Origin of the sequence: Acinetobacter sp. UC24323 (assembly GCF_024151445.1) — a bacterium.
GTDB lineage: Bacteria > Pseudomonadota > Gammaproteobacteria > Pseudomonadales > Moraxellaceae > Acinetobacter > Acinetobacter baumannii.
This window is the reverse complement of the sequence record NZ_JAHIBY010000001.1, coordinates 459,887-483,472: the sequence shown is the minus strand read 5'-3', so window position 1 is coordinate 483,472 and position 23,586 is coordinate 459,887. Positions and strand designations below refer to the sequence as shown.

The 23,586-nt window shown below is 41.1% G+C and carries 18 protein-coding genes; 9 read left to right on the top strand and 9 right to left on the bottom strand.

Features of this window, described 5'->3' with window-relative positions:
* Positions 1–63: 63 nt before the first annotated feature.
* The 5 genes from KNQ97_RS02300 to KNQ97_RS02280 all read right to left on the bottom strand — a co-directional run bounded on the left by KNQ97_RS02300 (position 64) and on the right by KNQ97_RS02280 (position 5,400).
* Positions 64–906, bottom strand: a complete 843-nt coding sequence (locus tag KNQ97_RS02300) for an IclR family transcriptional regulator (protein WP_000081482.1) — start codon at positions 904–906, stop codon at positions 64–66.
* A gap of 109 nt (positions 907–1,015) precedes the next feature.
* The gene (locus KNQ97_RS02295; protein WP_253611745.1) at positions 1,016–2,221 is read right to left on the bottom strand and encodes a 3-oxoadipyl-CoA thiolase; all 1,206 of its coding nucleotides are present in this window, start codon (positions 2,219–2,221) and stop codon (positions 1,016–1,018) included.
* A gap of 14 nt (positions 2,222–2,235) precedes the next feature.
* The gene (locus KNQ97_RS02290) at positions 2,236–3,759 is read right to left on the bottom strand and encodes a 3-hydroxyacyl-CoA dehydrogenase (protein WP_253611744.1); all 1,524 of its coding nucleotides are present in this window, start codon (positions 3,757–3,759) and stop codon (positions 2,236–2,238) included.
* Positions 3,760–3,820: 61 nt separating this feature from the next.
* Positions 3,821–4,582: an SDR family oxidoreductase gene (locus KNQ97_RS02285; protein WP_253611743.1), complete on the bottom strand. Its 762-nt coding sequence runs from the start codon at positions 4,580–4,582 to the stop codon at positions 3,821–3,823.
* A gap of 29 nt (positions 4,583–4,611) precedes the next feature.
* Entirely contained in the window at positions 4,612–5,400 is a 789-nt protein-coding gene (locus tag KNQ97_RS02280; protein ID WP_253611742.1) for an enoyl-CoA hydratase, read from the bottom strand.
* 311 nt (positions 5,401–5,711) lie between these two features.
* Between KNQ97_RS02280 and KNQ97_RS02275 the strand changes: the two genes are divergently transcribed.
* From KNQ97_RS02275 to KNQ97_RS02250, 6 genes are read left to right on the top strand one after another with little or no spacing between them, the layout of a single operon-like run.
* On the top strand, positions 5,712–6,866 hold the full coding sequence (locus KNQ97_RS02275) for an acyl-CoA dehydrogenase family protein (protein ID WP_000617392.1): 1,155 nt from the start codon (positions 5,712–5,714) through the stop codon (positions 6,864–6,866).
* Between the two features lie 58 nt (positions 6,867–6,924).
* On the top strand, positions 6,925–8,208 hold the full coding sequence (locus KNQ97_RS02270; RefSeq protein WP_002041103.1) for an MFS transporter: 1,284 nt from the start codon (positions 6,925–6,927) through the stop codon (positions 8,206–8,208).
* Between the two features lie 47 nt (positions 8,209–8,255).
* Positions 8,256–8,924 carry a 3-oxoacid CoA-transferase subunit A gene (locus tag KNQ97_RS02265; protein WP_000608703.1) on the top strand — a complete coding sequence of 223 codons (669 nt, stop codon included), beginning with the start codon at positions 8,256–8,258 and terminating at the stop codon, positions 8,922–8,924.
* Positions 8,924–9,577 carry a 3-oxoacid CoA-transferase subunit B gene (locus KNQ97_RS02260; RefSeq protein ID WP_000116039.1) on the top strand — a complete coding sequence of 218 codons (654 nt, stop codon included), beginning with the start codon at positions 8,924–8,926 and terminating at the stop codon, positions 9,575–9,577. Before KNQ97_RS02265 ends, KNQ97_RS02260 begins: the two co-directional genes overlap by 1 nt.
* Before the next feature lie 36 nt (positions 9,578–9,613).
* The gene (dcaP, locus tag KNQ97_RS02255; RefSeq protein WP_253611741.1) at positions 9,614–10,930 is read left to right on the top strand and encodes an outer membrane trimeric porin-like protein DcaP; all 1,317 of its coding nucleotides are present in this window, start codon (positions 9,614–9,616) and stop codon (positions 10,928–10,930) included.
* 18 nt (positions 10,931–10,948) lie between these two features.
* Entirely contained in the window at positions 10,949–12,166 is a 1,218-nt protein-coding gene (locus KNQ97_RS02250; RefSeq protein WP_253611740.1) for an MFS transporter, read from the top strand.
* Positions 12,167–12,186: 20 nt separating this feature from the next.
* On the opposite strand, the gene KNQ97_RS02245 is transcribed toward KNQ97_RS02250, so the two are convergent.
* Entirely contained in the window at positions 12,187–12,636 is a 450-nt protein-coding gene (locus tag KNQ97_RS02245; RefSeq protein ID WP_001984007.1) for a PaaI family thioesterase, read from the bottom strand.
* A 305-nt stretch (positions 12,637–12,941) separates the two neighbouring features.
* Between KNQ97_RS02245 and KNQ97_RS02240 the strand changes: the two genes are divergently transcribed.
* Both KNQ97_RS02240 and KNQ97_RS02235 read left to right on the top strand, forming a co-directional pair.
* On the top strand, positions 12,942–14,744 hold the full coding sequence (locus tag KNQ97_RS02240) for an acyl-CoA dehydrogenase C-terminal domain-containing protein (protein WP_253611739.1): 1,803 nt from the start codon (positions 12,942–12,944) through the stop codon (positions 14,742–14,744).
* 196 nt (positions 14,745–14,940) lie between these two features.
* The gene (locus KNQ97_RS02235; protein WP_109267382.1) at positions 14,941–15,744 is read left to right on the top strand and encodes a thioesterase family protein; all 804 of its coding nucleotides are present in this window, start codon (positions 14,941–14,943) and stop codon (positions 15,742–15,744) included.
* A gap of 60 nt (positions 15,745–15,804) precedes the next feature.
* On the opposite strand, the gene KNQ97_RS02230 is transcribed toward KNQ97_RS02235, so the two are convergent.
* Positions 15,805–19,287 (bottom strand): indolepyruvate ferredoxin oxidoreductase family protein, encoded by a 3,483-nt coding sequence (locus KNQ97_RS02230; protein WP_005132307.1) that lies wholly within the window; start codon positions 19,285–19,287, stop codon positions 15,805–15,807.
* 205 nt (positions 19,288–19,492) lie between these two features.
* Here KNQ97_RS02230 and KNQ97_RS02225 point away from each other — a divergent pair, with 205 nt between their 5' ends.
* Entirely contained in the window at positions 19,493–20,434 is a 942-nt protein-coding gene (locus KNQ97_RS02225) for a LysR family transcriptional regulator (RefSeq protein WP_001230724.1), read from the top strand.
* Between the two features lie 251 nt (positions 20,435–20,685).
* Here KNQ97_RS02225 and KNQ97_RS02220 read toward each other — a convergent pair whose 3' ends face one another.
* Together KNQ97_RS02220 and KNQ97_RS02215 are read right to left on the bottom strand one after the other, a co-directional pair.
* A complete protein-coding gene (locus KNQ97_RS02220; RefSeq protein WP_253611738.1) occupies positions 20,686–21,588 on the bottom strand; it encodes a hydroxymethylglutaryl-CoA lyase in 903 nt (300 codons plus the stop codon).
* Complete coding sequence (locus tag KNQ97_RS02215) at positions 21,585–23,576, bottom strand: acetyl/propionyl/methylcrotonyl-CoA carboxylase subunit alpha (RefSeq protein ID WP_000461810.1); 1,992 nt, start codon at positions 23,574–23,576, stop codon at positions 21,585–21,587. Before KNQ97_RS02215 ends, KNQ97_RS02220 begins: the two co-directional genes overlap by 4 nt.
* Between the last annotated feature and the right edge of the window lie 10 nt (positions 23,577–23,586).

Here is a 23,586-nt window from a genome sequence, read left to right as displayed (position 1 = left end):
GCCTATCGTCATAATGAAAGTGGAACCTTAATCAACACAACCATGACTGTCTAAGCACGATTGTTAGTGCGTTTCATTCAAAGCATCTTGAATATTGTGCACCATGTGGATTAAACGTGGTCCAATTTCACCTTCAAGTTTTTCTGGATTTAAATGAAAACTTGGCGCACCACAGTTAAAAACATAAAGACCGTGTTTAGAACTAACCAAAGGTACAGCCACCGAGTTCACTTCTTTATGCCACTCACCTAACGACAAACAATATCCATAATCTTGATAATCACGGAAAGCTCGTTCTAATGAGCGTTTTATGGCTGGCCAGTTTTCTGGATTTTTTTGTTTCAATGCATCAAGTAGAAAGTTGCGCTCACGTTCAGGAGTCGCAGCCAAGCATGCTCGTCCCATCGAACTGCTATGCAGTGGTAAAGTCGAACCAATTGGACGGCGCATATTTAAGGCTGTTTCAATTTGCACAACATCGATATACACCATATTTAAGCGATCACGCGTTGCCATCGCCACAGGCGCTTGAACATACTGGCTCATCTCTTCCATATATTGATGAGCAATATTACGAATCGAGATGTTAGATAAAGCTGCATATCCTAAAGATAAGACACCAATATCTAGTGTGTATTTGGTCGAGTTAGGCAATTGTTTTAAATAACCTAATGAAACAAGGGTATTGGTAATACGTGCAATGGTCGGTTTAGGTAAACCTGTCATTTTTGCTAATTCTTGGTTGCCAAGCACCTGATTATTTGCAGAAAAGCATCTTAAAAGTTCTAAACCGCGCGCTAAAGAAGCAATAAATTGCGGGTTATTTTCCCGATGTATATGCGAAATAGGATCTAAACGTATCTCATCAAAATTTATTGGTTTTTCAGTTTCCGTGTTTTGAGACATTCGATCCTCAAATATAATTAAAGCAATAGTTTTGCCATTATATTTCGCTCTGCAAAATAAATCCATTCATCACTGCGCTGTTGTGATGAATGGATATCGGGTTCAATGGTTATGAAGCGTTTTCAATCACCATCGCAAGACCTTGACCTACACCAATACATAGGCTCACCACGGCATATTTCTTCTTACGGCGAATTAACTCGCGCGCTACTGTTAACGCAAGACGAGCGCCTGAAGCACCAAGTGGATGACCAACAGCAATCGCGCCACCGTTCGGGTTCACACGTGGGTCATTAAAATCAACATTTAAACCTTTTAAACAAGATAAAACTTGTGAAGCAAAGGCTTCATTAATTTCGATAATGTCCATGTCATCTAAAGTAAGGCCAGCACGTGCAACCGCTTTTTTAATGGCTTCGATCGGACCTGCACCCATAATGCGTGGCTCAATACCAGCCGCCGCAGCAGACAAGATTTTTGCCATTGGTTTTAGGCCATATTTTTGACCCGCTGCTTCTGAACCAATCAACAGGGCTGCTGCACCATCATTAATACCTGACGCATTACCAGCTGTAACCACGCCACCTTCAAACAGTGGTTTTAACTTTGTGAGTGCTTCAACAGTTGAGCTTGGGCGAGGGTGTTCATCTTCTGAAACGAGTTTAGGGGGCAATTTTTTGCCTTGGAAAACCTCAATTGGTGTAATTTCATCGGCAAAGAAACCTTCTTCTTTGGCTTTTTGATATTTGGCTTGTGATTGAGCTGCAAAAAAATCAGCTTGTTCGCGGCTAATCCCAAACTCGGCTGCAACGTTATCGCCCGTTTCAGGCATTGAATGTCCGCCGTACTGAGCAATAATTTTTTTATTTGGAAAGCGAGAGCCAATGGTAGTGTCATAAATTTTTGCATCACGGCTATAAGCACTTTCCGCTTTACCCATCACGAAGGGAGCACGTGACATACTTTCTACACCACCTGCAATATACAGTTCGCCTTCACCACAAGTAATGGCACGTGCTGAGTCAATCACAGCGCCTAAACCACTAGCACATAGGCGGTTTACTGTCTGGCCCGGTACAGTAACAGGTAAACCAGCAAGTAATAATGCATTTCGTGCCACATTACGACTATCTTCTCCAGCTTGGTTGGTGTCGCCTAAGATCACATCTTCAATATCCGCACCCGGCACACCAGTTTTTTCTAGTAGTTTTTGAATGACAGTTGCGGCTAAATCATCAGGGCGAATTGAGGCAAGTTCACCTGCATGACGACCAAATGGACTACGTAAACCATCATAAATATATGCATTTAACATTGAGAAATTCCTTTTCAAGACTCATGAGTAAAAGTAAGAGGTAAGTGAAGTGCGACTCGACGCTGTAACCATGGACTAGGGCGGTAACGCGGGTCATACGTAAGCGCTGTTATACGGTTCAGAATGAGTAAAATTTTTTCGCTGCCGACTTGATCGCCCCATTCAATTGGGCCAAATGGATAGCCTAAGCCAAGACGCACTGCGGCATTAATGTCATCTACAGTGGCAATATTTTGCTGGGCAATATCACAGCCTAAATTAATGACCATTGCTAAAACGCGCTGCGCAACAAAGCCAATACTTTCAGCAATCATGCTCACCACATTTCCATCTAGATTGAAAATAGAGTGAGCTGCTTGACGATATTCAGGTTTGGTAACAAGTGAAGGCATTAAGGTACGGTGCTTTGCAATGCCATAAAGCATGTCTATAGCAACAGCATGTTCTGGATTAACCCCAAGGCGAGTAGCCGCTTGAGTGGTATCTTCACCGTAACAAGCAAGTAAACATAAGCTATCTGTTTGTGGTTCAGAATTGGTGTCTAGGGTAATATTTTGCTGAGTTAAATAATCTTCGAGCTGTTTCTTATCATCTAAAAAATCGGCAGCGATCCAAACTTTTGGATATTGTGCTAAACGCTCTACAAACTTCGCAGGTTGTTCACCTGTTTTTGAACCAGTTTCATAGTTATAAAAACCCTGATTAACTTTACGTCCAAGTTGTTTAGCATCTAGCATTTGTTTGGTGAGCGGGTTTGGTTTGTAGCGGGCTTCTTCATAGTACTGATGATAAATCGACTCCATAACTGGATGCGAAACATCAAGGCCTGTTAAATCGAGTAATTCAAAAGGACCCATTCTAAATCCTACGCCGTCACGTAAAATTCGATCAATTTCACTGATATCACAGACATTCTCATTTAAAATTTTGAGCGCTTCGGTGCCATAAGCTCGGCCCGCGTGATTAATAATAAATCCAGGGGTGTCCTTCGCTACAACAGGGCGGTGACCAAATGCACGAGACAGATCGTTTAAAGCATCAATAATAAGTGGATCTGTTTTTAAACCACGAATGACTTCGACCACTTTCATAAGTGGAACTGGGTTAAAAAAGTGATAACCCACAACACGCTCAGGCTTTTTGCAATTTGCAGCAATGGCTGTAATAGAAAGAGAAGAAGTGTTTGAGGCTAAAATAGTAATATCCGAAACAATATCTTCAAGCTGCTGCATCAAGCTTTGTTTGATATCAAGACGTTCAACAATTGCTTCTACAATGAGGTCGCAATTTTTTAAATCTTCAATTTGATGAGCAACAATTAAATGGTTATTTGCCGCTGCTGCTTGCTCAGATGTAATCTTATTTTTATCGACTAACTTTTGAAATGTAGCAGCCAGTTTTTCTTTAGCCTGTTCTGCTGCACCTGCTTTGGCATCATATAAATAAGTGGTATGACCTGACTGTGCAGCAATTTGAGCAATACCACTGCCCATAACACCTACACCAATCACAGCCATGCTTTTAATATCATAAGTCATGTCGATCATCCTGGTTATTGATCTATATTTGAAATTAAACGGAAAAATAGGGTTAGGTGATTTAGCTTAAGCATTGTTTATCACCATCAATGGGTAAGATTTGTCCTGAAATTGAGCGGCCACTATCTGATGCTAAAAATAGGCATAAATCTGCAATATGCTTTGGATTGACAAAATATTTGAGCGACTGATTTTTCAGTGCATTTTGAGTGACTTCTTCAAGTGAGGTATGCGCTACATCGGCACGGGCCTGTAATACACGTTGAACTCGATCACCATCGACTGCACCCGGAAGAATGGCGTTAACTCGAATATTATCTGCACCGAGTTCCATAGAAAGCGTTTTGGTAAAACCAATCAGTCCCCATTTTGAAGTGGAATAGGCCAATCGATATGGATAGCCTAAGCGTCCGGCAATAGATGACATATTTATAATCACGCCTGCCTGTGCTTGCTTTAAATAGGGAATGGCTAACTGGGTAATTAAAAAAGTGCTATTCAGGTTTAAATTAATCACCGTGTTCCAATCTTCAAAACTTAACTCATCTGCTGCAACGGTCGGACCTGAGATGCCTGTGTTATTGACTAAAATATCAATACCGCCAAGTTTCTGAATGGCTTGACTAAACATCAGTTCAATTTGTTTATGATCAGCCAAATCACAGGTATATATATGTAGCTTTGGATAATCTTGTTGAAATTGTTCTAGGCTTTTAGCATTAATATCGCAAACAAAAACTTCATCCTGATTGTTTAAAAATACCTCGGCAATGCATCGTCCAATCCCTGAACCACCTGCACTAATCAATACTTTTCTGGCCATTTTCATTCCTTTGTTATTATGGTTTTAAATTATTTACCTTGATACGACGGCTTACGCTTTTCGATAAAAGCTTGAACGCCTTCATTTTTATCTTCCGTAGAAAACAACAACTGGAATGCTTTTCGTTCTAGAGTTAAGCCTGCATTTAATGGAACATCTTCGCTCATAAGCGCAACTTCTTTAATTTGTTGCAGGGCAATCGGCGGCATTTTGGCTAGGCTTTGTGCCATTTGAATTGCAGTTGAAATGGTTTGGTCATCTTCTGTGACTTGTGTAACAAGACCAATCAAATAAGCTTCTTCGGCTTTAACCATGGCGCCTGTCATAATCATGCGCATGGCATGGAATTTACCCACAGCACGGAATAAACGTTGTGTACCGCCAGCACCAGGCATTAAACCAACTTTAATTTCCGGCTGGCCAAATGTTGCGCCTTTACCTGCAATAATAATGTCAGCGTGCATTGCAAGTTCGCAGCCACCCCCTAATGCATAACCATTTACGGCAGCAATCACGGGTTTAGGGCACTGGGCAATCGCATTCCAATAACGTTCTGTATGACGCAATAACATTTCTGTGGAAGTTGCGGTTGCCATTTCTTTTAGATCTGCACCTGCAGCAAAGACTTCTTCACCGCCTGTGAGCACAACCGCATTGATCTCATCGTTAAAACTTAACTCGGTAAAAACTTGTGCGAGTTGTTTACGAACTTCACCGTTTAAAGCATTTTTTGCTTCTGGGCGGTTAATTTTAACAACCGCTATTTTTTGAATAGAAAAGTCGACTTCTACGAAATTATTCCCTGTTGACACACTCATTTTTGAATTCCTTGTTTCGCATATCAAAACTATATTCCTTTTATGATGCTTATTTTGGAATTTATTTCAAGTCTTATTTCTTTTAAGAGCGTAGTTGTTATCTTTTAAAAGATCTAAGTTATTGATATTACGTAGTGGTCTAATTTTAAATTTCGTTAAACGAAATTAATTTTCAAAAAAGCTTGAAATTTGTATTTTTGTTCTCGTACTATGAAACACATCCGCAGTAAACAAGATTTAAAACATGGTATCCAGATTAGCTGGAGATGGCTGATGGGTACGATGGAAATATATAAAAAGGGAGATCACAGATGATCCGTGATGAAGGGATGTTGGAGCAGTTACTTTCAACAATTCGAGATTTTGTAAAAAATGAATTGATCCCTCGTGAAAACGAAGTGGTAGAGAAAGACAAAATTCCGGATGACATTGTGCAGCAAATGCGTGAGCTTGGTTTGTTCGGTCTTACAATTCCCGAAGAATATGGTGGCTTAGGCATCACTATGGAAGAGGAAGTCAGAGTTGCATTTGAACTTGGACAAACTTCACCGGCTTTTCGTTCTTTAATTGGTACTAATAACGGTATTGGCTCAAGTGCAATTTTGATTGATGGCACAGAAGAGCAAAAGCAGAAATATTTACCACGTTACGCAAGTGGCGAAATTATTGGTTCATTTTGTTTAACCGAGCCTGAATCTGGTTCTGATGCTGCCTCTTTAAAAACCAGTGCAGTAAAAGACGGCGATTTTTATGTGTTAAACGGCACCAAACGTTTTATTACCAATGCACCCCATGCTGCAACTTTTACCGTAATGGCTCGAACGAATCCTGAAATTAAAGGGTCGGGTGGCATTTCAGCTTTTTTAGTCGAGGCCAATACACCAGGCATTACATTAGGCAAAATTGACCAAAAAATGGGGCAAAAGGGTTCACATACCTGTGATGTGATTTTTGAAAATTGCCGTGTACCTGCTTCTGCACTCATTGGTGGCGTAGAAGGTGTCGGTTTTAAAACGGCCATGAAAGTGCTGGATAAAGGACGTTTGCATATTGGTGCCTATAGCGTAGGTGTTGCCGAACGCATGTTAAACGACGCACTGCACTATGCGATTGAGCGTAAGCAGTTTGGTCAACCTATTGCAAACTTCCAGCTTATTCAAGCCATGCTTGCCGACTCAAAAGCCGAGATTTATGCAGCTAAATGTATGGTCCTAGATGCAGCTCGCCGCCGTGATAATGGTGAAAACATTAGCACGGAAGCTTCTTGCGCAAAAATGTTTGCGACCGAAATGTGTGGTCGTGTTGCTGACCGCTGTGTACAGATTCACGGTGGTGCGGGCTATATCAGTGAATATGCCATCGAGCGTTTTTATCGAGATGTGCGTTTGTTCCGTTTATATGAAGGAACCACGCAAGTTCAACAACTTATTATTGCCAAAAACATGATTAGGGAAGCTACAGCCTAATAAAAAATCAAATGCCATGAGGCATGGGATGCCTCATGTTCCTTCTGAGGATATGGACATGACAACAAAGACTGTTACAGAGAATATGAGTAGCACTGAAGCTATTCAAACACCAAAAAAGATTTGGATTACAGCTTTTATATTCGCTTTTTTTACACTTTTATGTGACGGGGCCGACTTAGGTTTTTTGGCATTAAGTCTCACTAGTCTTAAAGCAGAGTTTCATTTAACTGGTGTGCAAGCCGGAACATTAGGAAGCTTGACACTATTTGGTTCGGCCGTGGGTGGTCTTATTGGTGGTTGGGCTTGCGACCGTTTTGGTCGGGTTCGCATTATTGTTTTCTTTATTGCTTTTTCTTCGATATTAACCTGCGCACTCGGCTTTACACATTCTTATATGCAATTTGCAGTTTTAAGAACAATAGGCGCCATGGGCTTAGGTGCATTATATATTGCCTGTAACATTCTTATGTCTGAAATGGTGCCAACCAAACACCGTTCTACCGTTTTAGCAACGCTGATGACAGGTTATACACTAGGTTCTTTATTAGCGACCTTATTAGCTGGACATATTATTCCTGAACATGGCTGGCGTTTCCTATACTGGATTGCAATTACGCCTGTGGTTTTGTCAGTTTTGATGCACTTTTGCGTACCTGAACCTGAGTCATGGAAAAAAGCCCGTCAACTAAAAGCGCTAGAAGTCGCTCAAAGTAACCAACCTAAAAAACGCCAAAATCCATATCTTGAGATTTTAAGAGATAAGAAACATGGCACCATGTTTGTTCTTTGGATTATTAGTACGGGTGCATTGCAGTTTGGTTATTACGGCGTAAGTAACTGGTTACCTGCTTATTTAGAGTCTGACCTTGGCATCAAGTTTAAAGAAATGGCGATGTATATGGTCGGTACATTCCTAATTATGATGTTTGCCAAAGTAATTGCAGGTATTGTTGCCGATAAATTAGGACGCCGCGCTGTATTTGCTTTCGGAACCATTGGTACAGCCTTATTTATTCCGGTCATTGTCTACTTAAATACACCAACCAACATTTTATGGATGATGCTGTTCTTCGGTTTCCTTTACGGTATGCCTTACGCAATTAATGCCACCTATATGACAGAAAGCTTCCCGACTTCTATTCGAGGCTCGGCAGTGGGCGGTGCTTATAACATTGGCAAAGTACTTTCAATTTTCTCTCCATTAACAATTGGTTATCTATCGCAAAACGGTTCTATTGGTTTAGGGCTCTTGGTGATGGCTGCAGCTTATTTTATCTGCGGTGTAATTCCATTGTTATTTATTAAAGACCGATTATTTAACCCGCAAAAGGCAGAGTGACAGATCAATCTGTCACCTTAAATTAAGGATGAAAAGGGACAAGTGAGATGATAAATAAAATCACCAGTGACATTGAACCGATTTTAAAAGCTATTCCTGATGGGGCAACCATCATGACAGGCGGGTTTGGTGTGACGGGGCAACCTGCTGAATTAATTGAAGCCTTAATCGATTTAGGAAAAAAAGAACTCACCATTGTAAATAACAATGCGGCCTCTGGTGATCGTGGTTTAACAAATCTGATTATTGCCGGTTGTGTTAAAAAAATGATTTGTTCATTTCCGAAATCTGCTGGATCAACCGTTTTTCAAGACTTATATAGAGCGGGAAAAATTGAGTTAGAACTGGTTCCACAAGGTAATTTGGCTTGTCGTATTCAGGCCGCAGGTGCTGGTCTCGGGGCTATTTTTACTCCGACTGGTTATGGCACTAAAGTTGCCGAGGGTAAAGAGACCCGAACCATTAACGGTAAAAACTATGTGCTTGAATACCCACTTGAAGCTGATTTTGCACTGATTTATGCCGATAAAGCTGACCGCTGGGGCAATTTAACTTACCGCAAAGCGGCCCGCAATTTTGGCCCAATTATGGCAAAAGCCGCCAAGACCACGATTGTTCAAGTGAATGACACCGTAGAGCTAGGAACGCTTGACCCTGAGTGCATTATTACACCGGGAATTTTTGTTCAGCACGTTGTAAAAGTAGGAGATATCTAATGTCAGTTCAAAAGCGTTCTCGTGAAGATATTGCCAAACTCATTGCCAATGACATTCCGGAAGGTTCTTATGTCAATTTAGGGATTGGCTTACCGACCAACGTTGCTAAATTTTTGCCAAAAGACAAAGAAATCTTTTTACATTCGGAAAATGGTGTTTTGGCTTTTGGGCCGCCGCCACAACCTGGTGAAGAAGATCAAGATTTGGTTAATGCCGGAAAAGAACTTGTTACTTTGTTAGACGGTGGATGCTTTATGCATCATGGCGACTCATTTGACATTATGCGTGGCGGTCATCTGGACATTTGTGTGATTGGTGCATTCCAAGTTGCGGTAAATGGAGACTTGGCAAACTGGCATACTGGTAAAGCAGATGATGTGCCGGCAGTTGGCGGTGCTATGGATTTGGCAGTTGGTGCAAAAACGATTTATGTCTATATGGAGCATGTCACTAAAAAAGGTGAGCCCAAAATTGTAAAAGAACTGAGCTATCCAATAACGGGTGAGCAGTGTGTAAACCGTATTTATACCGATTTATGCATTATTGAACTCAAAGACCAAAAAGCTTACGTCAAGGAAATGGTAGACGGCTTAACTTTTGATGAATTACAGGCAGTCACTGACTGTGAACTAATCGATGCACGTGTAGCCTAAATACACACGGAAAAACGCTTCTTTAAGGATTAAAAGATGAAAAAATTAATTTTAGCTGCAGCTTGTGCTGCGGCTTCAGGGACTATTTTTGCAAATTCTTCAGATACCACAGAACAAAGAATTAATTTGCTAGAAACCGAGCTGCAAAAATTAAAAGCAGAACTTGCTGCTCAGAAACAAACTCAAAATAATTTACAGGTCAAACAGGTTAAGATCGAAGAGAACATTGAAAAAACTAAAGCAACGGTAACAGAAAAGCCTGTTGCTCCTTCGTGGGTCACTTGGACGGATAACGTTAAGGTTTACGGTATTGCCCGTATTGATGCAGCGGTCGATTTTAAATCATCACCTGACTCGGGTGGTAGAACGACCAGCAGCCTGTACCGAACACCTTTTGAAAGTGAAAAACGTTCAAACCATGCACGTTCTGATGCCATGATTAATGCAAGCCGATTAGGTGTTTATTTTAATAGCCCAAATAAAGCGGTTACAGGGAATATCGAAGCCGATTTCTTTGATAGTTCTAACATGGGAACGGGAGATGGTAAATTCCGTATCCGTCATGCATTTTTTACCTATAAAGACTGGACCTTTGGTCAAACATGGTCACTCATGTCTAACATGGAAACCCGTACAGAAGCTGTTGATTACACCCAATTTGTGGGAACCTCTTATACGCGTACTCCTCAAATTCGCTATGACTGGAAAATTGATACCAATAATGATTTAAAAGTAGCTTTGGAATATACAGGTTCGAGAGTCTCGGCATTTCCAACTTTAACGGGGCGCTATACCTTTAAACAAGGGCCTTTAACAGCTCTTGCTCAAGGCTTTATTAATGAAAAGTCTACAGATGTCGCAACTGCCACGGTGAAAAAAGTAAGTTGGGGTGCTGGCGGCGGTTTAAAATATCAACTCACGCCACAACAATCGGTACAAGCAAATTATCAATATATTGTCGGTGATCAAAAATTTATGCCGTATACCACCCAAAGTGGGTTGGCAAATTCAGCAAGTTTAAATGCCGCGGGTGATTTCTCTTTAAACGAAGATAAAACAGATTTGGTTATGAATAAGTTGAATAGCATCAATATTGGCTATTCATATAAATTTAATGAGCAATGGCGTGCAAACTTATCGGCTTCAATGTTTGATTATGATGACGACACGGCTTATGCCAAACTCAACCCAGATGCCAACAAACGCTTAACTGACTATGCCGCGAACGTCTTTTATTCACCCATTGAGCAAATGGATATTGGTATGGAATATCATCAAGGTAAACGAGAAGTGTTTGATGGCAGAACTGCTGATGTATCACGTGTAAACTTTGTTTCGATGTATAAATTTTAAAATAGGGCGTAGTTAAAAATGGAAAAAATAGTTGAGCCCAATGCAGAAAATATACTGTCAAAAAGCTTTATTTTTATCATGGCAATGACATGTGGAATTTGTGCGGGTTCAAACTATTATAACCAGCCCTTAATCTATTCGATTGCTGAAGCATTAAAAGTTAATGCCGATCAAGTCGCTTTAACTATTGTGATTAGCCAACTGTCCTACGCAGTTGGCCTTTTTATATTGGTTCCCTTAGGCGACTTTTTTGAAAAGCGCAGTTATATTTGCTTGCTCATGTGCTGTACGGGGCTTGCACAAGTAGGGCTATCCTTAAGTCAAACCTTGCCAGCTTTATACGGTTTTACCTTTTTAGCCACATTCTTTTCGATTGCGACTCAAGTTTTGGTTCCTTTTGCCGCAGGTTTAGCCAGCCCGAAAAAAAGCCCTCAAGTTGTAGGTACTCTCATGAGTGGTTTGTTTTTGGGAATATTATTGGCGCGCTCTATTGCAGGCTTACTTTCTACAGTTTGGTCTTGGCATGCGGTTTATTTAATTAGTGGAATCGTCATTTTGGTGTTTGCATGGGTAATGTGGGTGAAGTTACCAGTTGCGCGCAAATCCCACCAACTCAATATTCTACAGATTTATGGTTCACTATTTTCATTAGCAGCTCACCAGCCGCATTTATTACGCCGTGGTTTTGCTGGTGGAATTGGCTTTGGAATTTTGGCTCTTATTTTTACCACCATGACTTTTATTTTGGCGAATGAGCCTTATCACTTTAACGATTTCCAGATTGGTTTATTTGGAATTGTGGGCTTGGCTGGCGTATTTGCGACTCCTTGGGCAGGTAAGAAAATTGCGGCAGGGCTTGAGAATAAAATTGCAGTGATTTGCATGGGGTTATTAATGAGTGCATGGATACCACTATTTTTTGCGCAGCAGTCTCTGGTTGCCTACGCTGTTGGTGTGATTATGGCGTACTTCGGTTTGTCAGCATTTCATGTGCTTAACCAAAATTTGGTCTACCGAATTTCGGCCGAGGCACGTTCTCGTATTAATTCAATTTATATGACTTTATATTTTGGCGGAGCCGCCTTAGGTTCTTTTATTGCAGTGTATGCTTGGAAACACTGGGGATGGGAAGCATGTGCAGCCTTAGGTTTAGCGATGGCAATGCTGAGTTTTATGATTGATCGCTTAGATTTTTATGAAATGAACAAGATAGCAAAGCAAGAAAAAGCTCCATAAATAGGAGCTTAGATATTTTATTATTTGCGAATAATCATTAAGGTTGCCGAAGCAAAAGCATACACTTTGCCGTTCTCATCTACGATTTTACCTTGGGTACTAATAATATTGCGGCCCGCATTGATCAACTCGGCCGTCGCATAGTAAGACGTATCAACCTGCATGGGGCGGATCATTTTTACATTTAAATCAATGGTTCCATAGCCAACACCATGTTCAAGTAGGGTATGGGCCGCACTGCCTGTCGCCGTATCTAAAGCTGTGGCACAAAAGCCGCCGTGTACACCGCCTTGTATATTTCTATGTTCTTTGCGAGGAGTAACTTTATAAGTTGCTTTACCTTCGGAAACTTCAACGAGTTCCATCGGTATGGTGTGAGCCATAGGTGATGGAGAAACTTCACCATTTTTTAAAGCGGTTAAAAACTCAAGACCTGTGTATTTCGGGCTTTCCATAAATCGTCCTTGCATGATTAAGCAGTCTAATTACCATACTATAAATTGATTTTTTACGGAATAAAATTTTGCAATACAAAATAAAAATTTATTCTAGTTAAACAAGACTAATTAATTTTTATCTTATATTTGTATTTAAAAACATATGTTTATATTTTATCTCTATAACTAAGTTAGGATAATTTTATTAAATTAGTGAAAATATATTTTGCTATAAGAAATTTTTTGATATTTTGGTGAGATTGAAACAATAAAAGTCCATTTTAAGGAAAAACGATATCTGCCCATGACACAGGCAGTGAAGTGAAAGGAAAAAAACGATGCCTTTATACAAAGCTCCATTACGTGATATGCAATTTGTACTGCATGAAATGCTTCAAACAGAACAAAACTATCAAGGTTTAAGAAAATATCAGGAAAGCGTAAATCGAGAATTAATTGATCAATACTTAGAGGCAGGAGCAGATTTTTGTGAAAATGAATTAGCGCCTATTAATCAAAATGGCGATCAGGAAGGCTGTCATTTAAATCAAGGCGTAGTCACAACACCGAAAGGTTTTAAAGAAGCCTACCAAAAATATGCCGAGCTTGGGTTTACTTCATTAACCGCCGATCCAGAATATGGTGGGCAAGGTTTACCGACTTTACTGCGGATTGCGATTTCTGAAATGTTATGTGGTTCTAATTGGGCTTGGGCAATGTATCCGGGATTGTCACATGGCGCAATGAGAACGATTGAGCATCATGGGACCGAGCAACAAAAACAAAAGTTTTTGACTAAACTCATTAGTGGGGCTTGGACCGGAACCATGTGTTTAACCGAATCCCATGCAGGCTCAGACCTTGGGTTAATTAGAACGAAAGCAGAACCAAATCCGGACGGTAGCTACTCCATTACAGGTGAAAAGATTTTTATCTCGGCGGGTGAGCATGATCTTTCTGAAAATATTATTCATATTGTTTTAGCCCGTTTGCCTCAGGCACCTGCAGGGACTAAAGGCATTTCTTTATTTATTGTGCCTAAATTTAATGTAGACGATGAAGGTAATTTAGAAGACCGTAATAAAGTCGTTTGTAGTGCGATTGAACATAAAATGGGGATTCATGGTAATGCTACCTGCGTACTTAATTTTGATGGTGCCAAAGGTTATTTGATTGGTCCGGAAAATCGCGGGCTTAATTGTATGTTTACCTTTATGAATACCGCACGTATTGGAACAGCTGTACAAGGGCTTGCTGCTTCTGAAATTTCATTTCAAGGCGCATTAAGTTATGCCAAAGAGCGCCTCGCTATGCGTTCGTTATCCGGTCCTAAATATCCTGACAAAAATGCCGATCCAATTATTGTGCATCCCGCTGTACGTTCGATGTTAATGACCCAAAAAGCATTTTCTGAAGGTGGTCGTGCACTGGCTTACTTTTTAGCCCAGCATGTCGATATTGTCGAAAGCTCAAACGATCAGGAACAGCAAAAACACTCTGACGAATTACTGGCTTTTTTAACGCCAATTGCTAAAGCTTTTTTAACAGAGTCGGGTAATGAGTCTGCAAAGCATGGCGTTCAAGTATTTGGCGGCCACGGCTTTATTGTTGAGCATGGTATGGAGCAAATTGTACGTGATGCGCGTATCTCAACCTTGTATGAAGGAACGACCGAAATTCAGTCTCTAGATCTGCTGGCACGTAAAGTCCTCAAGTCGGAAGGCAAACTTTTAAAGAACATGACTGATTTAATTGATCAGTTTATTAGCCAGCACCAATCCAATGAAGTGCTGAAACCTTATTTAGAAAAATTAGCTGAGCTTAAGCAGCAATGGCTGTCACTGACCAAATCGATTGCAGAGAAAGCCAAGCACAACCCTGAAGAAATAGGAGCCGCTTCAGTAGATTATCTTTATTTTTCCAGTTACGTTGTGTTCGCGTATTTGTGGGCTCGAATGGCACAAGTTGCCCATGAAAAATTAGAATCGGGTACACAAGAGGAAGATTTTTATAAAGCAAAATTAACGACAGCTAAGTTTTTCTATCAAAAGCTTTTGCATCGTACACAGAGCCATGCCGCTTCTATTGAGTCAGGAGCTGAATCTGTGATGGAGCTCGATCAAGATGCTTTTGCATTTTAGTGAATGATAAGTTCTAGAATCACTGGGTGAAATTGACATGCGAAATTTTACCTAGTGATTAAATTTGTAATTTTAGACTCATCAGTTTTTGGTAGGAAAAACCAGTTGAGCCAATGAAATAGAGGGTTAACATAAGCATTAAAACGTGAATTTTCATCAAATATTGAAGTTGTATAAGGACTAAGGAAAGAAAATCATGAATGCTTATTATCAATTACTGAATAGAACAATTGGTCCTCAAGGTGAAGTGATTGCTCATTATTGCTCAACTGTTCATGCGCAAGGTGCTTGGAACCCTCATGAACAGCATATGGCGCCTGCAAGTGGCGTGATCGCAGTAGAGTTAGAACAGTTTTCACCGCGACAAGATATGCGAATTGGCCGAATTAGTTTTGATATTTTTGGATTAATTGCATTTGGTGAATTTACGATTAAGACCCATGTGATTCGTGCCGGTAAAACGATTGAATTGATTGAAGCAGAACTACAAGCACAAGGTAAAACTTGTATTGTGGCTAGAGCATGGCGCATGTGCACTCAAGACAGTTCCGAGATTGCGGGGCTTGAAGATCAACCAATTCATCATCCCGATACCTTTACCGAATGGACGGGCATGAAAAGATGGCCGGGTGGTTTTATCCAGACATTAGTCACTAAAACTAATGATCAGCACCGCGCGGGCAAAGGCATTGTGTGGCTAAACAATGACAAAGAAATGGTTGAAGGGCAGCCGACCACAGATTTTGCGCATTTAATTGGCATGGTAGATGCGGCAAACGGCATTGTACCAAGACAAGAAGGAGAATTTACTTGGGGCTTTCCAAATCTTGATTTACAAATCCACATGCACCGTTATCCGCAAGGGAAATGGCTGGGTTTGGAAACCGTTCAGCAATATGGTTCGGATGGCATTGGTTTAACCAGTGCAGTTTTACATGATGTATATGGCCCATTTGGACGAAGCGAGCAGATTTTGACTTTGCGTAAAATGATTAAATAAATTTTTGAGCCAATAAAAAAGTCATCCCTAAGGATGACTTTTTTATTTTGATATTTAATTTTAGTTACGGACTTTTAGCAGTGTTGGGGTAAGTTCATCCCAACGTTGTTTTGCAGCGTCCATTGCTTTCATTTTGATATGACCATAACCGCGGACTTCTGCTGGTAATTTTGCAATTTGCTCAGCAACTGCCAAGTTATGATTGTCTGGTGCTTCAACAAGTGCTTCAACAAATGCGATATAACGGTCACGCCAAGCTTGTTCGTGTTGACGTTCTTCTTGACGTGCAAATGGGTCAAGGAAAGTTTCACGAAGCCATTGTAAGCGAGCAAGCATCATCATTGGGAAGCGCATCCAGTAACCAAACGCACGTTTACGGACATTTTTCAGGCCACCAAGTAACGCTGGCGGAGCAAGATGATACGTTAAACGTAAGCCTTTACCGAATTGGGTTTCGATCGATTCTTTGAAGCTTTTACCTGTTAGTAGACGTGCAACTTCATATTCATCTTTATAAGCCATAACTCTATAAAGCTGAGTTGCAATCGTACCTGTTAACTCTTCTGGTAACTTTTTAGCTGCCAATTCTACAAGTGTGCGGTATTTAGCTGCATAAGCTTCATTCCAGTAGTCTGTTAGACGAGCAGAACGGTCTTCAACAAGTTCAGCCAAAGTTTGCGGAGTTTTAGTTTTTGGCATTGCTGCAAGTAAACGAGCAGCTAAAGTCGGGTCACTTGCAAGATGACAACCCACGCGGAAAGCTTCAATGTTCTTTTCAACAGCCGTACCATTTAGGCGAATTGCTTTTTCAATGCTTTCACGTAATAGTGGAATGCGACCAGATTGCCATGCCATACCGAGTAATAACTGGTTGGTATAAATTGAATCACCTAAGAGTAGTGTGGCAATGCGAGCCGCTGGTAGAGAAACCAGTTGACCTTGACGAACACGACCACGAAGACGGTCAATTAAATCGGTAATAGGCGCATACCAGTCACGAGATTTAATAAACTCAGAAGTAGGAGTGCTGTCTTCATTCACAATCACTAAGGCATCTTCTTTTAAGCGCGAAAGGGCTGCACCACTACCAGCAACTACCGCATCTGCACCAATGAGTAATTCACATTGACCTGCTGGAATTTTGGTTGAAGAAATTTGCTCATCACTTGCTGCAAGTTGTACGTATGAATAAACCGTACCACCTTTTTGCGCAAGACCTGCCATATCCATAACACGTGTTGCTTTGCCTTCTAGGTGAGCTGCCATACCAAGAAGTGCACCAATAGTCACAACACCCGTACCACCAATACCACCAACCATAATACGACTTGGAACGTCATATAACTGAGGAATAATTGGGGATGTTGGCCATCCTGCGCTAATACCTTCAAATTTAGCAGGACGTTTCATATCACGTGTATGAACAGTTACAAAGCTTGGGCAGAACCCTTCAGCACAAGTGAAGTCCTTATTACAGCTACTTTGGTTAATTTGACGTTTAGTGCCTAAAGCTGTTTCTACTGGCTCAATAGATAAACAGTTTGATTTTTTAGAACAGTCGCCACAGCCTTCGCAAATATCGGTATTAATGAATAAACGTTCAGCTGGGTCAGGATAAGCATCGCGTTTACGGCGACGGCGTTTTTCACTGGCACAGGTTTGTACATAAATTAAAGCAGTTACACCTGAAATTTCACGCAGCTCACGTTGAACTGCATCAAGTTCATTACGGTGGCGAATTTCTACACCTGGTGCAATACCGTCTTCTTCATTTAACAGTTTGATTTCATCAGTCACAATAACTTGTTTTTTAATACCTTCGGCATCGAGCTGACGAGTTAATTGTGCAACACTCAAATGACCATCTACATGCTGACCGCCTGTCATAGCGACTGCGTCGTTGTAGAGGATTTTATAGGTGATATTGGTTTTTGCGGCAATAGACTGACGAATTGCCAAGTAACCTGAGTGGAAGTAAGTCCCATCACCAAGGTTAGCAAAAATGTGTTTTTCATTGGTAAAAGGTGATGCACCGACCCAGCTTACACCTTCACCACCCATTTGAGAGAATGTTTCCGTGCCACGGTCAAGCGAAACGGCAATATAGTGACAACCAATACCACCTAATGCACGGCTACCTTCAGGAACGACTGTTGATGAGTTATGTGGGCAACCACTGCAGAAATAAGGTTTACGTTCAGCAAGGTCAATAACACGTTTTGATTCTTGCTCTGCTTTTAGCAGTAAGTCGATTCTGCCTTGAATTTGTACTTTTAAGCTTTCTGGAATATCTAGTTTTAAGAAGCGAGCAGCCAGCATTTTTGCAATCGGTTCAGGCTGGTACTCATAGTGACCAATGAGTGGTGCTTCTTCAATAGAGGTACTCCATTCACCTTTGCCGTCAGTTGCTTTACCAATGACACGAGGACGTTGGTCATCAGGAAGTGAGTAAAGCTCATCTTTAATTTGTGTTTCAAGAATTGGACGTTTTTCTTCAATAACGATCAACTCTTCTAAACCTTTGGCGAATTCACGAATACCTTGTGGTTCTAAAGGCCAGATTAGACCAACTTGATAAACACGTAGCCCAAGCTGTTGGGCTGTTTCATCTTCAATTCCTAAAATACGTAGGGCTTCAATGGTATCTAAATAACCTTTACCACTTGCAGCAATACCAATACGGGCATTTTCACAAGGCCATGTTACGGTATTGATTTTATTGGCACGGGCATAGGCCAAAACAGCAGGTAAGCGATATTTATAAAGGCGTTCTTCTTGTTGGATACCATGATCGGGCCAACGAATGTTAACGCCACCCTCTGGGAAATTAACATCTTCTGGTATAACCGGGGTAACACGGTCTAGGTCGACATGAACTGAAGCGGAAGTTTCTACAATTTCACTAACCAGCTTCATGGAAGTCCAAAGACCAGAAAAACGTGAAACTGCAATGGCGTGAACACCAAAGTCTAAAATTTGTTGAACGGATGTTGGGTAGAAAATTGGAATACCACAACCAATCATGACATGTTCAGACTGGTGGGGAACTGTAGAAGATTTACATGAGTGGTCATCACCAAATAAAGCAACGACACCACCACGTTCAGAGGTACCAGCTAAGTTAGCATGGCGGAGTACATCGCCTGAACGGTCAACACCCGGGCCTTTACCATACCACCATGAAGACACTCCATCATATTTGCCTTGACCTGAAAGATTTGCTTGTTGTGTACCCCAGATTGCGGTAGCAGCCAAGTCTTCGTTTACACCAGGTTGAAATACGACATTATGGGATTTAAGTAATCCTTCAACTTGCCAAAGGAAATTATCATAGTTACCAATAGGGGAGCCACGATAACCAGAAATAAAACCAGCAGTATGATAACCATTGATCGCGTCACGGCGAGTTTGGGCAAGAGGCAACCGAACAAGTGCCTGAATGCCGGTCATAAATGCTGTACCGTTATCACTTACATATTTATCTTCAAGTGACACATCCTTTGTTGCAATAATATTTGGAGTGACTTTTGTAGCTATATTCATTTATATCTCCTTAGAATTTTTAGTAGCTCGGACTACTTTCTTTTTTCAACATCCAGTTGAATATTTGGAGCAAGTGACATACGAAATAAAAAAGATCGGTTCCTCTTCTTAAAAAAAGAATTAGTGCCAATGTATGTACATTTAGTCATTGTGGTTGATCTAAACTGGTGCAACAATCCGTAATTTAGGAAAAGATATTTACGTTATGCGCAAAAATCTCGATGGTGGACTTTTGCATGCAATGCATGCATTCCTGAAAGTGATTGATAGCGGGAGTTTCACAGCAGCAGCTGAGCAGATGGATCTGACCACAGCACAGGTTTCACGTCTTATCAGCGAGCTAGAAACACGCTTAGGTACAAAATTAATACAACGCTCAACGCGCCAGCAGGCACTGACTGATATTGGTGCAACTTATGCAGAGCGTTGTCGGCAAGTTATTTCAATGGTGGATGAAGCAGAGGCAGAAGTCACCGGAACGGCATCTAAACCTAAAGGTCGTTTACGTGTATTAAGTATGGGAAGCTTTGGGCATCATTATGTTTTCCCTGTCATGGCCGAGTTTTGTAAGCATTATCCCGAATTAACCGTGGAATATACGACCTCACAATACGTTCCAGACCTGTTAGCAAAAGGGGTGGATGTCAGTCTTTATCTCACTGAATCATTAACAGACTCTCGTTTTGTTGCACGCAGAATTGGCACTATTTTTTCTGTTTTATGTGCTTCACCTGCGTACCTAGAAAAACATGGCGTTCCTAAGTCTCCAGAAGACTTAAAAAATCATGCCTGTTTACGCTTGGTAAACCCGTCTATTACGCCAGATTGGCATTTGTTAAATGCCAATGGTGAGTCTTGTCAAATCGACATTGGAGGGCAACTCATTGCAGATAACCCCGAGTTATTGTTAGATGTGGTGCAACAGGATATGGGGGTTGCGTTATTGCCAATGTTTTCGGCTTTAGACGCGGTTCAAAATGGAAGATTATGTCATATCTTGCCAGAGTGGCGTTCGCCTGATATTGGGGTTTATACCTTATTGCCTTCACGCCATTTTATTGATGCCAAAACACGCGCATGGTTGGATTGGGTAGAAGAATATATTTCTCCAAGAATTGAAATGGATGCATCTTATTTTTATAAATAATGAGTTAAATTTTTTAAGGATTACAATTGAAAAAGGATGAAGAATAATACGGATTAGAATAAAAATAGGGTAGAAAATGCTTCTTTTTAAAGAGGCATTTAATACAGAGATGAACGGTAAATTTTAAAAAAATTGTATGAGGAATTGAGTCCCAATTCCTGAACAGAATGAGATAAAGATGAGATAGGATGATCTGGTACTTTGCCTAATATTCAGCTTTATACCAGATGCTGAGCTATTTTAATTGATTACTATGCACACTTGGTCTGCCAATACGCATTTGCATAATTCGACAAGCTTTTTCGGTTTAATACATTGCTAATATTTTGGCTGGCTTGCATCAGTTTCTCTAAGTCAATGCCAGTTTCAAAGCCCATGTGTGACAGCAAATAAAACAAATCTTCGGTTGATACATTGCCAGAGGCGCCTTTGGCATAAGGGCAACCGCCAAGTCCTGCAAGAGACGAGTCAAAAACACGAATGCCTTGCTGTAAAGACTGATAAATATTGGCAATAGCCATGCCATAGGTGTTGTGGAAATGCCCAGCTAAAACCTTGCTGTCGAGTTCAGCAAGACAGGCTTGCCATACCTTTTGAACGCGATCTGGTGTTGCGGTGCCAATGGTTTCACCTAAAGAGACTTCATAGCAGCCCATGTCATAGAGTCGTTTAACCACTTTCACCACTTGCTCAGGTGCAATTGCGCCTTCATAAGGACAATCGACAATACAAGAGACATAGCCGCGTACACGGATGTTATGTGCTTTTGCTGCGTTCAGGACATCGCTAAACTTTTCAAAGCTTTCGTCGATTGAACAGTTGATATTTTTACGGGTAAAACTTTCAGAAGCTGCGGTAAACACCGCAACCTCTTTGCATCCTACCGCTTGAGCCGTTTCAAAACCTTTGATATTAGGGGTAAGCAAGCTAAATTGCATATCGGTTGTTTGGGGTAATAATTTAAATAGCTCGTCACTTTGGGCCATTTGCGGTACCCATTTTGCCGAAACGCATGAACCGACTTCAATGGATTTTAAGCCCGCACTGATTAGGTCATTAATAAAGTTTAAGCGTTGTTCGACAGTTAAAGCCTGTTTTTCATTTTGGAGGCCGTCTCTGGGACCGACCTCCACGATTTTGACAAATTCACTCATGCAACTTCCTCCTGAGCAGGCTGAAATTCCACAAGCTCATCGCCAGCTTTGACCTGATCGCCCACTTGGAAATAGGAGTCTACAATCACGCCGTCTTTAGGGGCACGGATGGTGTATTCCATTTTCATTGCTTCAAGCGTCATTAAAATATCGTCTTTCTTCACGCTATGATTTGCACTGACTAGCACTTGAGTGACCACACCCGGCATTGGGGCTTTTAAATGACCTTCATCGGCTTGGCTATCTGCCTGATTAAAATCTTGGCAAATATAAGCAAACTTATAGCTTTGTCCATTTTGGAACAAGGTAATGCCTTGCTGACTTTGGTTAAAAGATAGCTTTTGCTGAGTCCCACCAATTTGAACAGAGGCAGTATGAGCATCAATCAATTGACCTGAAATTGGGTAGCTTTGACCGTTATATTCTGCGGTGAAGCCATCTTCATTTGAGGCAAATTTGATTTGAATATTTTGGTTTAAATAATTCAGTTTAATGCTGTGCTGATAAGCAATATTTAAACGCCAAAGTGGCTGAGCTTGCCAAAGCTGTTTTTGGCTTGAGCTGTTGTTATTCAGTTTGCTTAAAAACTCAATAAATGCCGCTGCTACCACCAGTTCCGGTTTAATTTCTTCAGGACTAAACAAGAAGTTTTGTTCACGTTGAATCAGGTTGGTATCAAGCTTGGCTTGTTTAAAAGACTCACTGCGTACAATTTTTTCAAGAAAGGCAATGTTGTTACCTAAGCCATCCACATGGAATTGGCTTAAAGCATTTTGCATTTGAATAAGCGCAGCTTCACGGTTTTTACCCCATACGATGAGTTTGGCAATCATTGGGTCGTAATAGGTCGTGATTTCATCGCCTTCAACAATACCGCTATCTACACGCACATATTGGTTTTGCGTTGGGTAGTGCAGATAGTCAATTTTACCAATTGCGGGTAAAAAGCCTTTTTCTGGTTCTTCTGCGTAGATCCGTGCTTCAAGCGCATGTCCATGAATCTGCAATTCGTTTTGTAGTTTAGGCAAAGGTTCGCCATAAGCCACACGAAGTTGCCACTCGACCAAGTCTTCACCTGTAATCATTTCAGTAACAGGATGCTCGACTTGTAGACGGGTATTCATTTCCATGAAATACGCCGTACCGTCTTGTTCTACAATAAACTCGACCGTACCTGCACCAACATAATTTACCGCGCGTGCAGCATCAATTGCCGCTTGGCGCATTGCATCGAGCTTCTCGCTTGGCATTTGTGGAGCAGGGGCTTCTTCTAACACTTTTTGGTGACGGCGTTGTACAGAACAGTCGCGTTCAAACAAATGTACATAGTTGCCATGTGTATCGCCAAACACTTGCACTTCAATATGGCGCGGTTGAATCACATAACGCTCAATCAAGACATCATCATTACCAAAGCTCGATTTGGCTTCACGTTTACAAGAGGCTAAAGCATGCAGAAAATCTTCACTACGTTCAACCAGACTCATGCCTTTACCACCGCCGCCCGCACTGGCTTTAATTAAAACAGGATAGCCAATTCGGTCTGCCTGTTGCTTTAAAAAATCAGCATCTTGGTTGGTTCCGTGATAGCCCGGTGTTAAAGGGACACCTGCTTTTTCCATTAAAGCTTTCGAGGTCGCTTTTAAACCCATCGCTAAAATGGCATCCACTGGTGGCCCAATAAAGCAAATGTTGTGTTGTTGGCAAGCGAGTGCAAACTGGTCATTTTCAGAAAGGAAGCCATAGCCCGGATGAACCGCTTGGCTGCCTGTATCAATGGCAGCTTGAATAATACGGTCAACCTGTAAATAACTTTGTGTTGCAGGGGACTGACCAATATAAACCGCTTCATCTGCAAGTTTGACGTGTTGTGCATTTGCGTCTGCATCTGAGTAAACGGCAACCGTTCTAATACCTAATTTTTTAGCTGTACGAATTACGCGGCAGGCAATCTCGCCACGGTTCGCAATTAAAATCTTTTCAAACATGATGATCGTC